Here is a 15076-nt window from a genome sequence, read left to right as displayed (position 1 = left end):
AGACAGGTCGTCCCGCTGGCGGGAGCGCGCGTTCAAGCGCTCTCCCAGGTCATGACTCGGATCGGAGTCGGATTGTAGGCGTTGCAGGGATTGTTGAGTTGCGGACAATTCGAAATCAGTACCAGCGTATCCATCAACGCGCGCAACTGCACGTGGCGGCCGGCGGCGGAGACGCCGTCGGCAAAACGTAGCTGCCCTTCCGGGGTGACCGGCACGTTCATGAAGAAGTTGATGTTGGACGGCAGATCCCGTTTCGTCAGGCCTTGCTCGTGCGTGGCCAGCGCCAGCAGGAAGCTGTCGCGACAATTGTGCATGGAGCGCTTTTCGAGCGCATAGCGCACCGTGTTGCTCTCGGCCGAACAGGCGCCGCCGAGGGTGTCGTGGCGCCCGCAGGTGTCCTCTTCTATATGCAGCATGGGCCGGCCGCGATTGGACAGCAGCACCGTCCCGGTCGTGAGGTAGATGCCGCGCTGCGCCTGGATGGTGTTCTGTGCGCTGTAGTGTTCGGCGGTGTCCCGCGCGTTGTAGAAGAGCGTGTCGACCGCCTGGTTGCCTTCGAGATCGACGATGCGAAGGCGCTGGCCTCGCACCACGGTTCCCATCCACGGTTCGCCAGCCGGAACCACGGTGTCGAAGGTCGCGCCCGACGCGGTCTTCATCATGCGTACGATCTTTCCGTGTTGATGAATCCGCGCGTGTTCTCCGGACAACGCACGCGGCAGGCATCGTCCGCCGCCGGTGCTTCACCGCGACTGGCCCGCAGCGATATGGCGGAAGGCGCATACGCGCCGCCGGAGTCGAGCGGGTGCGGACCGGCGTGCAGCAACACCAGCGCGTCCATCTCGAAGCGCAGATCGACGAAGTCGCCGGCCTTCGCGTGACCGGGCACAAGACTCAGCGCGCCGCTTTCATCGGCAACTACCTTGCTGAAAAAGTTGATGTTGGCGACCAGATCGCGTTCGCCGAGGCCGAACTTGCCCAGCTCGACCAGCATCGCTTGCCGGCCGCTGACGTACCGCGCGTTGCGTTGCTCCTGGAATCGCGTGGCGCCGTACCTTGCCGCGATCAGGGCGTCGTCGGTGAGTCCGCACAGCGGATCGTGCCAGCCGCAGCTGTCGGCGACGATCGAACAGACGATCCTGCCCATGTCCGTGTAACAAACGCATCCGGTGGTCAGATGCGCCGTGTGCTGCGCCTTGAGCGTATCGGCCATGTTGTAGCGCTCGAGCGGTTGCTCGCGATTGAAGAAGAGCGCGGCGACATTGGCGTCGGCGGCGGCCGCGGTCAGGCGCAGCACCACGCCACGGCGTATGACCCCCGACCAGTGCGAGCCGCCCGCGATTTCTTCTTCCCACAACAGCGTCATGCGGATTGGCGTGGTGCAAGGTATGTACCAGCACGAGCACACACGCCCCGAACGCGGGCAAAGGATTCGGGCGCGAAGCCGCCCTCTATTCGTGCGCTTGTTAGCGCCGCTGCTTGCGCATGGTGCAGCAAAGCACCTCTTCCCGACATCGAGCAGTCCGGCGCGGCCGAAGTGCCGCGGCACATCTCTTGCAAAAACCAAGGCCAGTAATGTGCGCCTAGGGTTCCGGTCGAGTCATCGACGCTGGTCCGAGAGACGCAATCCAGTGGTACGCCAAGCTGTGCCGGGGATACACGGCGGGACAAAAGCCCGGGAGATGCCTGATGCACTAACAACACGGGAGACTCTCATGCGCCTGATCCACTCTTCGGTCGCGTCGGCACGCCTGCTGACGCGAACGCTTCTGACCTTCACGATCGTCTGCATCGCGGTTCTTGCGATGCAACCCGCCAAAGCGGCGGAAAAAACCAGTTTCAAAGTCGCCTGGAGCATCTACGTCGGCTGGATGCCATGGGACTACGCCAACCAGAGCGGCATTCTCAAGAAGTGGGCCGACAAATACGGCATCAAGATCGAACTGACGCAGATCAATGACTACGTCGAGTCGATCAACCAGTACACGGCCGGCAAGTTCGACGGCTGCGTCATGACCAACATGGACATGTTGACCATCCCGTCCGCGGGCGGCGTCGACTCCACCGCGCTGATCGTCGGCGACTACTCGAATGGCAACGACGGTGTCGTCCTCAAGGGCGCAGGCAAGAAGCTCGCCGACATCAAGGGTCAGTCGGTCAATCTCGTCGAACTATCCGTATCCCACTATCTGCTCGCGCGCGGCCTGAGTTCGGTCGGGCTGGCCGAGAAGGACATCAAGGTGGTGAATACGTCGGACGCCGATATCGTCGGCGCGTTTGCGACGCCCGGTGTCACGGCCACCGTCACCTGGAAGCCGCAGCTGGCCGAAGTCGCCGCGATGCCGAAAACCACGCTGGTGTTCGATTCGAGCAAGACTCCTGGCGAGATCCTCGATCTCATGGTCGTGAACACCGCGACGCTCAAGGCCAATCCCAAGCTGGGCAAGGCCCTGGTCGGCGCGTGGTACGAGACGCTGGCCGTGATGCAGGCAAAGGATGCGAAGGCGACCGCCGCGCTCACGTCGATGGCCAAGGCGTCCGGCACCGATCTGGCCGGCTTCAAGGGCCAGCTCGCGACTACCTACCTGTATGCGACCCCGGTCAGCGCGGTCGCGGCGACCACCAGCCCGGACCTCGTGAAGAAGATGGACCTGGTGCGCAAGTTCTCGTTCGATCACGGCTTGTTGGGTGAAGGCGCGAAGACCGTGGACGCGGTGGGAATCGAATTCCCGGCGGGTGCGTCGCTCGGCGACAAGGCCAACGTCAAGATGCGCTTCGATCCGACGTACATGAAGCTGGCGGCTGACGGCAAGCTCTGATCGCACGATTCCGTGCGGCGACTGATCAACCAGCACCCCGGGCGAGGCACGAGCATCGCCCTGGGTGTACTGCCCTTCGTGGCGTTGCTGTTCATCTACGTGATCGCATCGCACCTGCGGCTGGCCGAAAATCCCAACGACAAGTTGTTGCCCGCGCTCGGCACCATCGCCGACACGTTTCACAACTACGCCTTCGAAGCAGATAAACGCAGTGGCCATGTGCTCTTCTGGGTGGACACCTGGGCCAGCGTGCGGCGTATCGGCATCGCACTGTTGATCTCGGCCAGCAGCGCACTGGCTCTGGCGCTTGCGATCGGCGTCGTGCCGCGCCTGCGCGCGTTGCTGTCGCCGCTGCTCTCGACGGCGGCGATGATTCCGCCGCTGGCCGTGTTGCCCATCCTGTTCATCGTGCTGGGGCTCGAGGAAACGTCGAAGGTTGCGTTGATCGTGATCGGCACGGCGCCTTGCATCGCGCGGGACCTGGCATTACGCGTCGGCGAGCTGCCGAAGGAGCAGCTGATCAAGGCGCAGACGCTGGGGGCATCTACCTGGCACATCGTGCTGCGCGTGGTGTTGCCGCAGATGTGGCCGCGGCTCATCGATTCGCTGCGGCTGTCGATGGGTTCGACCTGGTTGTTCCTGATTGCGGCGGAAGCCATCGCGGCCACCGAAGGTCTCGGCTACCGGATCTTCCTGGTGCGGCGCTATCTGGCGATGGACGTGATCCTGCCATACGTGTTGTGGATCACGTTGTTAGCCGTCGGAACGGATGCGTTGTTGCGGCTGCTGCGCTCACGCGCCTTTCGCTGGGCCGAGCCGGGGCAATAGGTGGCCACGGTCTCCATTCGAAACGTCTGGAAGGAATACGGGGCCCAGGTCGTGCTCGAAAACCTGCGGCTCGAAATCGCCGATCACGAGTTCGTGACGATTGTCGGGGCGTCCGGCTGCGGCAAGACCACGTTTCTCAAGATGTTGCTCGGCATGGAGCAGCCGTCGCGCGGGCAGATCCTCATCGATGGAGTTCCGATCCGTCCCGAGCCCGATCCGGCGCGAGGCGTGGTGTTTCAACGTTACTCGTCGTTCCCGCATCTGACGGTGCTCGAGAACGTGATGCTGGGTCTCGAGCTGCAGCGCTCGAAGTTCATGGGCAGGTTGTTCGGCAGCGCGCGGCGTGCGGCACGCGACTCGGCGCTGGAAATGCTGAACTCAGTCGGACTCGCGCCCGCGCGCGATCGTTATCCCGCGCAGTTGTCCGGCGGCATGCAGCAGCGCCTGTCGATCGCGCAGGCCGTGATCTGCAAACCCAAGATCCTGCTGCTGGATGAGCCCTTCGGCGCGCTCGATCCGGGCGTCACCTCGGACATGCACGAGCTGATCCTGAAACTGTGGTCCGATAACCGCATGACGATCTTCATGGTGTCGCACGACATCCAGGAGAGCTTCATGCTGGGCACCCGTCTGCTCACCTTCGACAAGCTGCGTCACGATCCCCAGTCGCCGGAACGGTACGGGGCGAATGTCACCTACGACATGCCGCTGACGCGGCGGAGTGGTGCCGTTTAAGGTGCCGGGTGGGGAAAGTGGGGAAAGCGCGCCCGGTTCTCGCACGACCTGGCCGAACGGGCGCTTTCCCCACTTTCCCCACCCGGCACCTTAAACGGCACCTACGCCGCTTCGTCGTGCGGATCGGCGGTCACTCTTGATTCCAGATTCGAGATCAGCCACTTGCGCGCCTCGGCGGCGGACCAGCCCTTGCGCGCGGCGTAGTGCTGCATCTGGTCGAGGTCGATCGGGCCGACGGCGAAATACTTCGACTCAGGGTTCGCGAAATACCAGCCGCTCACTGCGGCGGTCGGATACATCGCGTAACTCTCGGTGATCTGGATCCCCACGGCCCGCTCGACATCCAGCATCTGCCACAACGTGCCTTTCTCCGTGTGATCCGGGCAGGCGGGATACCCCGGCGCGGGCCGGATGCCCCGATACACTTCCTGGATCAGCTGTTCGTTGGTCAGACGCTCTTCCGGCGCATAACCCCACAGTTCGCGGCGCACGCGCAGGTGCAGCGCTTCGGCTGACGCCTCGGCCAGGCGATCCGCGAGCGACTTCAACAGGATGTCGTTGTAGTCGTCATGCGCCTTGGCAAACCGTTCGAGATGTTTCTCGATGCCGACGCCGGCCGTCACCGCGAACGCGCCGATGTAGTCGACCTTGCCCGAATCCTTCGGTGCGATGAAATCCGACAACGCATAGTGCGGCTGGCCGGACGGTTTGCCCTTCTGCTGGCGCAGGTGATGCAGCCGATGCAACACACGCGAACGGGTCGCGTCGCTGTACACCTCGATCTCTTCATCGACGCTGTTGCACGGAAAGAACCCGACCACGGCGCGCGCCTGCAGCCAGTGCTCGCGCACGATGGTCGCAAGCATCTCCTGCGCATCCTTGTACAGCGAGGTCGCCGCAGGACCGCGCAGCGGATCGCTCAACACGTCCGGAAACCTGCCGGTGAACTCCCAGGCATTGAAGAACGGCATCCAGTCGATATAGGGCGTCAACGCGCTCAGCGGCACATCTTCGAACACCTTGGCGCCGAGGAAACGCGGCACCGGCGGGTTGTAGTTAGCCCAGTCGCAACTGAAACGGTTCGCGCGCGCCTGGCCGAGCGTAAGTTGCGCGCCCTTGATCTTCTTGCCGGCGTGTTGCTCGCGGCGGCGGATGTTCTCAGCCTTCACCTCGGCGACGTACGCAGGCTTCATTTCCGGCGTGACCAGCTGCCGGCACACGCCCACGGCACGCGAGGCATCCTTCACGTAGACAACCGGCCCTTCGTAGTTGGGATCGATCTTGACCGCGGTATGGGCGGGCGACGTGGTCGCGCCACCGATCAACAGCGGCACCTTGAACCCGCGCCGCTGCATCTCGCTCGCGACATGGCTCATCTCTTCCAGCGACGGCGTGATGAGGCCTGACAACCCCACCATGTCCGCGCCCAGCCTCTCCGCGGTATCGAGAATCTTGTCGCAGGAGACCATGACGCCCAGATCCACGATCGCGAAGTTGTTGCACTGGAGCACGACGCCGACGATGTTCTTGCCGATGTCGTGCACGTCTCCCTTCACGGTGGCCAACACCACCGTGCCATTGGTCTTCTGCACGCCGTCGGCCAGCGCCTCGATGAACGGAATGAGATGCGCCACCGCCTTCTTCATGACACGCGCGGATTTCACCACCTGCGGCAGGAACATTTTGCCCGACCCGAACAAGTCGCCGACCACGTTCATGCCTTCCATCAACGGGCCTTCGATGACATGCAGCGGATGCTCCGATGCCAGCCGCGCCTCTTCCGTGTCTTCGATGATGAATTGATCGTTGCCCGAAACCAGCGCGTGGCTCAGCCGCTCCTTGACCGGCAACTGCCGCCAGGCGAGATCTTCCTTGCGCTCGCGCGCACCACCGTCTTTGTAGTTGACGGCAATCTCGAGCAGGCGCTCCGACGCGTCGGGGCGCCGATTGAGGATCACGTCCTCGACGCGCTCACGCAGGTCTTTCGGAATGTCGTCGTACACGGCGAGCTGGCCGGCATTCACGATGCCGAAATCCATGCCCGCCTGGATCGCGTGATACAGGAACACCGAGTGCATGGCCTGGCGCACGGGCTCATTGCCGCGGAACGAGAACGACACGTTGCTCACACCGCCCGAGATGTGCGAATGCGGGCAACGCTTGCGGATCTCGCGCGTGGCCTCGATGAAATCCAGGCCGTAGTTGTTGTGCTCTTCGATGCCGGTGGCGATCGCAAAGATGTTCGGATCGAAAATGATGTCTTCGGGCGGAAAGTCCAGCTTCCCCACCAGTAGTTTGTAGCTGCGCTCGCAGATCTCGATCTTGCGCGTGATGGTGTCCGCCTGGCCCTTCTCGTCGAATGCCATGACGACCACCGCGGCGCCGTAGGCCTGCACCTTGCGCGCATGCAGCAGGAAGGCCTCTTCGCCCTCCTTGAGCGAAATGGAATTCACCACGCCCTTGCCCTGGATGCACTTGAGACCCGCTTCGATGACCGTCCACTTGGACGAATCGATCATCACGGGCACGCGTGCGATATCGGGCTCGGCGGCGATGAGATTCAGGAAGCGCACCATGGCCGCTTCCGAATCGAGCATGCCCTCGTCCATGTTGACGTCGATCAACTGCGCGCCGTCGACCACCTGCTGGCGCGCAATCGACAACGCCTGCGGATAGTCGTTGGCTTCGATCAGCTTGCGGAACTTGGCCGAACCCGTGACGTTGGTGCGTTCGCCCACGTTCACGAAGCGGATGTCGTCGGTCAGGTTGAACGCTTCGAGGCCGGACAATTCCAGGCGTGGCACATGTTCTTTCTTCTGGCGCACGGGCTCGCAACGCACGCGATCGGCGATCGCCTTGATGTGCGCGGGGGTCGTGCCGCAACAGCCGCCGACGAAATTCAGATGGCCGGCGTGCGCCAATTCGCCGAGCACCTTCGCGGTGTCTTCCGGCGCTTCGTCGTATTCGCCAAACGCATTGGGCAGGCCCGCGTTCGGATACACGCCCACATTCGTATCGGCGAGCCGCGAGAGCTCCTCGACGTACGGGCGCAGCTGCTTGACGCCGAGAGCGCAGTTCAGGCTGATCGTGATCGGCTTGGCATGGCGCACCGACGCCCAGAACGCTTCCACCGTCTGGCCGGATAAGGTACGGCCCGAAGCGTCGGTGATCGTGCCCGAGATGATGATCGGCAGGTCGACGCCTTCGGCATCGAGCGTCGAACGCACGGCGTAGATAGCCGCCTTGGCATTGAGCGTATCGAAGATGGTCTCGATCAGGATGGCGTCCGCGCCGCCGGCGATGAGGCCGCGCGTTGCGTCGCTGTAAGTGGCCACGAGCTGGTCGAACGTCACGGCGCGGAAACCGGGATCGTTCACGTCGGGCGAAATAGACGCCGTCCGGCTGGTCGGCCCCAGCGCACCCGCCACGTAGCAGGTACGGCCTAACTTCTCCGATTGCTGCGCGGCGACGGTGCGCGCGAGTTTCGCGGCTTCGAAATTGAGCTCGTAGACCAGCGCTTCGAGGCCATAGTCCGCCAGCGACAGTGAGGTCGCGTTGAACGTGTTGGTCGCCACGATGTCCGCGCCGGCTTCGAGGAACTCGCGATGGATGTCAGCGACCAACGCGGGTTTCGTCAGTACCAGCAGATCGTTGCAGCCTTTGAGGTCGCTCGGCCAGTCCTTGAACCGTTCGCCGCGGAACGCCGCTTCATCCAGCTTGTGCTGCTGGATCATGGTGCCCATCGCGCCGTCGAGGATGACGATGCGTTCGGCGAACAACTGGCGCAGCGCGGCGGCGCGCTGGCCTTCAGCCGCGGGCTTATTCATTCGCAGCCTTCCGCGGTTTGTCCGCATGAACGTGCGGACGCACGCCGAGCGCATGGCAGATGGCGTAGGTCAGTTCCGAGCGGTTCAGCGTGTAGAAGTGGAACTGATCCACGCCGTGCCGCTGCAGCATGTGCACCTGCTCGATGGCCACCGCGGCGGAGATCAGCTTGCGCGTCTCCGGATTCTCCTCGAGACCGTCGAAGCGGTGCTCCAGCCAGTCGGGGATCGACGCACCACAACGCTTCGCGAAACGCGTGACCTGCGGGAACCGTGTAATCGGCAGAATGCCCGGCACGATCGGCACGCTGATGCCGCGCGCCGCGCAGTTGTCGCGGAAACGCAGGTACAGCTCGGTGTCGTAGAAGAACTGCGTGATCGCGCGCGTGGCGCCGGCGTCGATCTTGCGCTTGAGGTTGTCGAGATCGAGCTCCGCGCTTTCGGCCTCGGGATGTTTCTCCGGATACGCGGCGACTGAAATTTCGAATTCGCCGACAGACTTGAGGCCCTTCACGAGATCGGCGGCGTAGGCGAAGCCGTCTTCGCGCGGCTCATACTTCACCGTGCCGGTCGGCGCGTCGCCGCGCAGCGCCACGATATGGCGGATGCCCTGGTCCCAATACATGCGCGCGATGTCGAGCACTTCACCGCGGCTCGCGCCGATGCAGGTGAGGTGCGGAACGCAATTGAGCGAGGTTTCCTTCTGCACCCGCGAGACCACGTTGTGCGTGCGTTCCCGCGTGCTGCCATCCGCGCCATAAGTCACGGACACGAAGCGCGGGCTCAGCGGTTCGAGGTAACGAATGGATTCCCACAGCGTCCTTTCCATGGCGTCGTCGCCAGGCGGAAAGAACTCGAAGGAAACAGAGACGGGGCGTGAGCGGGACATGGAATTCCTGATGACAGTCATATAGTTACGTGATGCGAACCTTATCGCACTAGCCGGAGCGCGTTAACGCCAATCCTTGACTATTTCTGGCCGCCTTTTAGCATGTTTGCCCTACTTTCAGCCGGAATCACGGTCATGGCGCCACAAAAACTGGACAAGGTCGACGCAAAGATCATGCAGATCCTCTCGGAGGACGGCCGCATCAGCTGGCGCGACCTGGCCGAGAAGATCGGACTGTCGCTGACTCCCACGCTGCGCCGAATCAGACGACTGGAGAGCGATGGCGTCATCACTGGCTACAGCGCGCAGTTCGATGAACAGAAGCTGGGCTTCGGCATCACCATGTATGTCTGGGTCTCGCTCGAACGGCAGGTCGAAGAGACGCTGAAAGTTTTCGAACGCCGCATCGCCGACGTGCCCGAGGTCATGAGCTGTTATCTGATGACCGGCGAGGCGGACTACGTGCTGCGCATCGTCGTGCCGGACCTGCCGAGTTATCAGCGATTCATGCTCGATGTGCTGACGCGTATTCCCGGCGTGTCCCGCATTCAATCGGGACTGGCGATCAAGCCGGTGTTCCAGCGCGCCGCCCCACCGATTCCGCGCTGAAATAGGAACGCGGCTCAAAACCAATCACGAGACCACTGATGCAACTCCGCCATTTTCTTTCCCGGGTTTTCGCCTCCGCCCTCGCGTTGTTTCTGGTGCACACAGCGCACGCTGCGTCGCCCGCGGGTGCCGACACCGCCCTCGCCAGTCTCGATCCCCTCTTCGAAAAGTTCATGCAGGAGAACCATGTACCCGGCCTCGTGTACGGCGTAGTCGCCAACGGCCAGTTCGTGCGCGTGAAGTCCTTTGGCGTGCAGGACCTGCAATCGAAGACGCCGGTGAGCGCCGATACGGTCTTTCGCATCGCCTCGATGTCGAAACAAATGGCGGCTCTGGCGACACTCAAACTACGCGATGCCGGCAAGGTGTCGCTCGACGCGCCGGCGGAGAACTACATCCCGGAGTTACGCGCGTTCAAATACCCGACGGCCGACAGCCCGAAGATCACGGTGCGCGACCTGTTGTCGCACGGCGCCGGTTTCGTCACCGACGATCCCTGGGGCGACCGCCAGCTCGACATGAGCGAGTCCGATTTCACGCGATTGCTCGAGCGCAGCGTTCCGTTCTCACGCGCGCCCGCCATGGCCTACGAATATTCGAACTTCGGCTACGCCCTGGTGGGGCGCCTCATCACCAACACCGCCGGGACTAACTACGCGGAATACGTCACGGATTCGCTGATCAGGCCGCTAGGCATGACCTCGACGGGCTACGACATCGCCCGCGCGCCCGCCAGCCGCCGCGCCCTCGGTTACCGCTGGGAGGACGACGCATGGCTCGAGGAACCCACCCTCGGGCCCGGCGTCTTCGGCGCCATGGGCGGCCTCACTACCACCGCGAACGACTACGCAAAATACGTACGTTGGGTCCTCGGCGCCTGGCCGCCGCGTGACGGTGCCGACGGCGACATCCTGCGCCGCGCGAGTGTGCGCGAGATCGCACGCCCCGCGAACTACTCGCTGGTCGCGCCGCCATTGATTCCCGGCGAATGCCCGCGTTCGATGGCGTACGGTTTCGGCATCGTGTCGTACAGCGATTGCCAGCTCGGCGTGCACTTCGGGCATTCCGGCGGATTGCCGGGATTCGGTTCGAACGTCCTGTTCATTCCGAATCGCGGTCTCGGTGTGTTCGCCTTCGCCAATCGCACCTACGCCCCGGCTTCGCGCGTGGTGCGCGAAGCCGCCGATGTGCTGGCCGCGTCCGGAGCCTTTCCGGAACTGCAGGCGCCGCCGGGCAGCGCGCCGCAGGAAATGTCCGCCGCGGTCGGTCGCATGTATTCGTCGGGCGACGTCCTGATCGCGCGCGCCGCGCTGGCGATGAACTTCCTGCTCGATCGCAGCGCGGCGCTCAGGAACCGCGACATCGCCGACCTCAAGCGCAAGCTCGGCGCCTGCCAGCCCGCAATTCCGGCCGACACCGACACGGCGATGTCGGCAACGCTGACCTTTGCCTGCGAGCGTGGCACGCTGAGCGCGAAGATCATCCTCGCGCCTACTTCACCGGCCACGCTTCAGACCCTTGAGTTCACTGCGCGGAACTGACGAAAAAGATCGCGCGCCATTGGTTGACTCGAACGCCACACTGTCTTCGTTAATTAGGCATGTCCCCTTTTTCTCAGCGGTCTCGGCGCAGGACGCCGATCGCCGTGGGGCCGTTGTCGGTGATGAAGAAGGTGTAGATGGAGTTGTTCTGCAACGTCACGCCGTTGCGCGTCAACACGTTCGCGGCCGTCGAGGTACTGGAGATATCGATCTGCCGGTCGGTGCCGCCGGTCAACTCGACTTCGTCGGAAATCTCACCCGTCAACGTGCCCTCGATGAGCGGCGAGAAATCCACCGACAAGGTCAAAGGCGCGGCCAGCGTCGACATGCCGTTCAACAGGCGCAGCTTGGTGCTGCCGGAGGTGGGCAGCCGGTTGTCGTCGACGATCAGGCTGACCCGTGGGCCATCGGCATTGCTCCAGGCGAGCAAGGTGTAGTCCGCGCCCGCCTGCAGGTCGATGTTGGGCATCGGCACGGCGACGCCGTTCACGGTGAGCGTCACGGGCACGGAACCCGAATCCAGCAAGGTGTACTTGCTGCCGATCACGCCGGCCGTGGCCGCCGTCACGATGCTGCGCCCCTGGACCTGGATGGAGGCGTTGGCGCCGTTGGCCACACCGACCGCGCCGCGCAGGCGTGCCTTGGTATTCGCCAGCTTCGTGGGCTGACCCTCCTGCGGTAGATAGATGGCATTGGCCAGCATGCCGCCCTGCGTGGAGGTGAGGATCAGCGATGCGACGCCGCGATCCGCGAGTGTCAGGGTCGCGATGTCGAGCCGCACGTCGGCGGTATCGCCGGCCGCGGTCACTCTGAGCCGGTAGTTGCCGCTGTCGAGCGTGACCTGCGCGATGGAACCGCCGACCGACGACAACACCGGCGTGGTGTCGTCCAGATCGACGTCCGGATCGGTCAGGTACACGTCGAGCGCGCCCGCCGAGGAGACATTGGCGATGCCGAGCTTGCTCTCGCCGGCGTCGGCCTCTTCCAGCGTGTCGTCGATGCGTAACGCGCCGAAGGCGCCCACTTCTCCATAGGCCACGTACGTGTTGATCGTGCCCTCGACCAGTTCCTCGCCGGCGAACGAACGCAGGATGCTGCCCGAACCGGTGCGGCGCAGCTTGATGGTGTAGTCATCGGAATCGAGCTCCGCGTACTGACTCACCGCGTTGAGCGCCACCGACGCCGCCTGCGTCTCATCGTCGTCGTCATCGTCGGCATCGAGGTTGGTCATCATGTCGAGCGTCGGATAACCGACGCTCAGGTTGAGCAGCCGGATCTGCGGATCGCCGCCCTCCTCTTCGTCACCCTTGCCGCCACAGGCGACCAAGGCGAATGCCGCGAACACGGCCAGTACGGGCACAGCGAGATTGCGAATGTTCATGTCTTCTCCGAGATGGTCAAAACCGGCCGTCAGAACGCCTGACCCACCGAAAACTGGAATTGCTCGAGTTCGTCGCCGAATTCGCGCCGCGTTTCCTTCTGGTAACGCAGCGGAATCGCGTAGCTGAAGCGGAACAGCCCCATGGGCGAGAGCCACTGCACCGAGATGCCGCTCGACACGCGCAGATCGCCGAGGTCGAACCGGTAGTCAGTCCGATCGCCGCGCCGATTGCGGAATTGCGTATCGCCTAAGAAATACGACTGCCCGGCATCGACGAACAGCGACAGCCGCCCGGCGCTCGCGAGCTTGCCGCCGAGCGGGATGACGGCCTCGAGCTGCGCGGCCACGCCGGCATCGCCGCCGTACGGATTGCCGAGCGAATCGCGCGGCCCGAGCGTGCCGTCGCGAAAGCCGCGCACCGTGTCGCTGCCGCCCGTGAAGATGTGGCGGTGCGGCGGTACGTCGGTGGTGTCGCCGAACGCGGTGCCCCAGCCAAGATCGGTCGAAATCGAAAAAGGGATCCGGTCGATCAGCGGCAGTGGCAGGCGGAAGAACTGCTGCGAGCGGAAGTTGGCCGTGGCGAAACTGACCGAACTGCCGGGCGGTGTCGCGGTGAGCGACAGCCGGTACGAACCGCCGCGTGTCGGGAACAGCGTGCGGTCGCGGTTTTCGTACACCCAGCCCGTGGTCAGCTCCAGCGTATCGAGCACGGTGCCGAGAATCGGATCGCGGCCGATGCGGCGGAAATAGCTGTCGCCGTTGTTGCGCACCCAGTCGCGCAATTGTGTCGACGAGCTGAAAACCGTGGCGAGGTCCTCGTGACTGAACGTCAGGCCGAAATTGATGCCCTGTCTTTCCGTGATCGGATAACCGACGCTGGCGCCCGTGCTGTAGGTCTGCGTGGTGAACTGCGAGAAGGAAGACGTGAGGCGTTCGCGCTCGATGTAGGAAGCGCTCAGGCTGCGCCACACACCGTTCGCCGTGAAATAGGGATCGGTGTGCGTGACGCTGAATACGCGGCTGTACGAACCGCCGTTCACGTCCAGCGCGAGCCGCTCGCCACTGCCTAACAGGTTGCTGTCGACGTAGTTGGCGTTCAGCAGGAACGATTGCCGCTCGGAATATCCGACACCGGCGCCGATCTGCGACGAAGGTCCTTCCTCGATGGTCACCTGGACGTCCACCTGATCGGGCGACCCTTCCACGCGCTTCGTCTCGGTCTCCACCGACTTGATGTAAGGCAGTTGCTGCAGGCGCTCCTCGGAGCGCGTCACCGCGGCGTTCGACAACACGGCGCCCTCGAGCTGGCGGAATTCCCGGCGCAAGACGTCGTCGCGCGTGCGTTTCACGCCGAGCAACTCGATGCGGCGCACGTAGGTGCGCGCGTTGGGCTCGATCTGGAAAGTCAGCGCGATGTTCCCGGCTTCATCGGTGGACGGATAACCCGTCACCTCGGCGAAGCTGAACCCTTCCTCCGACAGGCGATTGCGCAGGGCTTCCTCGGTCTGCGCGATCAAGCGCCGCGAAAAGACATCGCCCTGCCGGACGTACACGTACCGGTCGAGGACTTCACGCGGCACGACGAAGCGCCCCGCGAGTTTCACCGCGCCCACGATGAACGTGGCGCCCTCGAACACATTCACCGTGATGAACAGGTCATCTTTCTCGGGCGCCAGCGCCACCTGCGTCGAGGTGATCTCGAAGTTCGCGTAACCGCGATCCATGTAATGCGAGCGGATCTTCTCGAGATCGCCTTCGAGCGATTCGCGCGAATACTTGTCGTCGCCCTTGTAGAACGACAGCAGGTTGGTCCGCTTGAGCTCGAGGTCTCCGAGCAGTTCGCCATCGGCAAACCGATCGTTGCCGACGATGTTGATCTGGCGGATGCGCGCGCGTTTGCCCTCGGCGATCTCGATGTGTACGTCGACCAGGTTGCCGGGCTGTTCATCGACCTTGGCGTCGACCCGCACGTCGTAGCGGCCGCGCGAGAAATACTGTTCGATCAGGAACTGGCGCACGTCCTCGAGCGCGGAACGGTTGAGGATCTTGCCGTTGGCAATGCCGATGTTGCGCATCGACTTCAGGAGGTCCTCGGTCTTGACCTCCTTGTTGCCCTTGACCTCGAAGCTCCTGATCGTGGGCCGCTCCTGCACCACCAGCAGCAACACGCCGCCGTCTTCGCGCCGGAACTCGACGTCGCGGAAGAAACCCATGCCGTTCACCGCGCGCAGTGCCTCGCGCACGCGCCGCTGGTCCAGCCGGTCGCCCGGATTCACCGGCAATTGATTGAACACCGTGCCTTCGGTGATGCGTTGCAGGCCCTCGATGCGGATGGCGGTCACTTCGAACGGCTCGAAAGGTTCCGCCGTGGCGTCGCGCGGGCTAACTACTACGGCGAGCAGCGCCAGCAGCCGCGCGGTGTGTCGAATCGTTTGGATCCCTGTCATCCC

11 protein-coding genes and 1 riboswitch are annotated in these 15076 nt (G+C 63.6%); of the genes, 5 read left to right on the top strand and 6 right to left on the bottom strand.

Annotated features, from left to right (window positions below):
• Nucleotides 1–32: 32 nt before the first annotated feature.
• Nucleotides 33–662 carry an urea amidolyase associated protein UAAP2 gene (locus WDO72_17475; GenBank protein ID MEJ0087468.1) on the bottom strand — a complete coding sequence of 210 codons (630 nt, stop codon included), beginning with the start codon at nt 660–662 and terminating at the stop codon, nt 33–35.
• Nucleotides 659–1366, bottom strand: coding sequence for an urea amidolyase associated protein UAAP1 (locus WDO72_17470; protein ID MEJ0087467.1), 708 nt, complete (start codon nt 1364–1366; stop codon nt 659–661). Before WDO72_17470 ends, WDO72_17475 begins: the two co-directional genes overlap by 4 nt.
• A gap of 206 nt (nt 1367–1572) precedes the next feature.
• Nucleotides 1573–1684: riboswitch (guanidine-I (ykkC/yxkD leader) on the top strand.
• A gap of 121 nt (nt 1685–1805) precedes the next feature.
• Between WDO72_17470 and WDO72_17465 the strand changes: the two genes are divergently transcribed.
• From WDO72_17465 to WDO72_17455, 3 genes are read left to right on the top strand one after another with little or no spacing between them, the layout of a single operon-like run.
• Entirely contained in the window at nt 1806–2819 is a 1014-nt protein-coding gene (locus WDO72_17465) for a putative urea ABC transporter substrate-binding protein (protein MEJ0087466.1), read from the top strand.
• 12 nt (nt 2820–2831) lie between these two features.
• On the top strand, nt 2832–3647 hold the full coding sequence (locus tag WDO72_17460) for an ABC transporter permease subunit (GenBank protein MEJ0087465.1): 816 nt from the start codon (nt 2832–2834) through the stop codon (nt 3645–3647).
• Nucleotides 3648–4382 (top strand): ABC transporter ATP-binding protein, encoded by a 735-nt coding sequence (locus WDO72_17455; protein MEJ0087464.1) that lies wholly within the window; start codon nt 3648–3650, stop codon nt 4380–4382.
• 101 nt (nt 4383–4483) lie between these two features.
• Here the strand turns inward: WDO72_17455 and metH are convergent, their stop codons facing one another.
• Nucleotides 4484–8209 carry a methionine synthase gene (gene metH / locus WDO72_17450; protein MEJ0087463.1) on the bottom strand — a complete coding sequence of 1242 codons (3726 nt, stop codon included), beginning with the start codon at nt 8207–8209 and terminating at the stop codon, nt 4484–4486.
• The gene (gene metF / locus WDO72_17445; protein ID MEJ0087462.1) at nt 8202–9116 is read right to left on the bottom strand and encodes a methylenetetrahydrofolate reductase; all 915 of its coding nucleotides are present in this window, start codon (nt 9114–9116) and stop codon (nt 8202–8204) included. The genes metH and metF overlap by 8 nt, the downstream gene beginning before the upstream one ends.
• A 114-nt stretch (nt 9117–9230) precedes the next feature.
• Between metF and WDO72_17440 the strand changes: the two genes are divergently transcribed.
• Both WDO72_17440 and WDO72_17435 read left to right on the top strand, forming a co-directional pair.
• Entirely contained in the window at nt 9231–9704 is a 474-nt protein-coding gene (locus WDO72_17440; GenBank protein MEJ0087461.1) for an Lrp/AsnC family transcriptional regulator, read from the top strand.
• Nucleotides 9705–9742: 38 nt separating this feature from the next.
• Nucleotides 9743–11245, top strand: coding sequence for a serine hydrolase domain-containing protein (locus WDO72_17435; protein MEJ0087460.1), 1503 nt, complete (start codon nt 9743–9745; stop codon nt 11243–11245).
• 73 nt (nt 11246–11318) lie between these two features.
• Here the strand turns inward: WDO72_17435 and WDO72_17430 are convergent, their stop codons facing one another.
• Nucleotides 11319–12626 carry a DUF4397 domain-containing protein gene (locus WDO72_17430; protein MEJ0087459.1) on the bottom strand — a complete coding sequence of 436 codons (1308 nt, stop codon included), beginning with the start codon at nt 12624–12626 and terminating at the stop codon, nt 11319–11321.
• A 29-nt stretch (nt 12627–12655) separates the two neighbouring features.
• Nucleotides 12656–15073, bottom strand: a complete 2418-nt coding sequence (gene bamA, locus WDO72_17425; GenBank protein ID MEJ0087458.1) for an outer membrane protein assembly factor BamA — start codon at nt 15071–15073, stop codon at nt 12656–12658.
• Nucleotides 15074–15076 lie beyond the last annotated feature (3 nt).

The sequence above is a fragment of the Pseudomonadota bacterium genome (genome assembly GCA_037200975.1).
Classification (GTDB): domain Bacteria; phylum Pseudomonadota; class Gammaproteobacteria; order Steroidobacterales; family Steroidobacteraceae; genus CADEED01.
The sequence above is the reverse complement of the archived record's forward strand: the minus strand, read 5'-3'. Positions and strand labels throughout refer to the sequence as shown.

What these genes read in the sequence shown, in the direction of transcription:
- WDO72_17470 (MEJ0087467.1), bottom strand. Translation starts at nt 1,366, where the DNA reads ATGACGCTGTTGTGGGAAGAAGAAATCGCGGGCGGCTCGCACTGGTCG.
- WDO72_17430 (MEJ0087459.1), bottom strand. Translation starts at nt 12,626, where the DNA reads ATGAACATTCGCAATCTCGCTGTGCCCGTACTGGCCGTGTTCGCGGCA.
- WDO72_17465 (MEJ0087466.1), top strand. Translation starts at nt 1,806, where the DNA reads ATGCAACCCGCCAAAGCGGCGGAAAAAACCAGTTTCAAAGTCGCCTGG.
- metF (MEJ0087462.1), bottom strand. Translation starts at nt 9,116, where the DNA reads ATGACTGTCATCAGGAATTCCATGTCCCGCTCACGCCCCGTCTCTGTT.
- bamA (MEJ0087458.1), bottom strand. Translation starts at nt 15,073, where the DNA reads ATGACAGGGATCCAAACGATTCGACACACCGCGCGGCTGCTGGCGCTG.
- WDO72_17475 (MEJ0087468.1), bottom strand. Translation starts at nt 662, where the DNA reads ATGATGAAGACCGCGTCGGGCGCGACCTTCGACACCGTGGTTCCGGCT.
- WDO72_17440 (MEJ0087461.1), top strand. Translation starts at nt 9,231, where the DNA reads ATGGCGCCACAAAAACTGGACAAGGTCGACGCAAAGATCATGCAGATC.
- WDO72_17435 (MEJ0087460.1), top strand. Translation starts at nt 9,743, where the DNA reads ATGCAACTCCGCCATTTTCTTTCCCGGGTTTTCGCCTCCGCCCTCGCG.
- metH (MEJ0087463.1), bottom strand. Translation starts at nt 8,209, where the DNA reads ATGAATAAGCCCGCGGCTGAAGGCCAGCGCGCCGCCGCGCTGCGCCAG.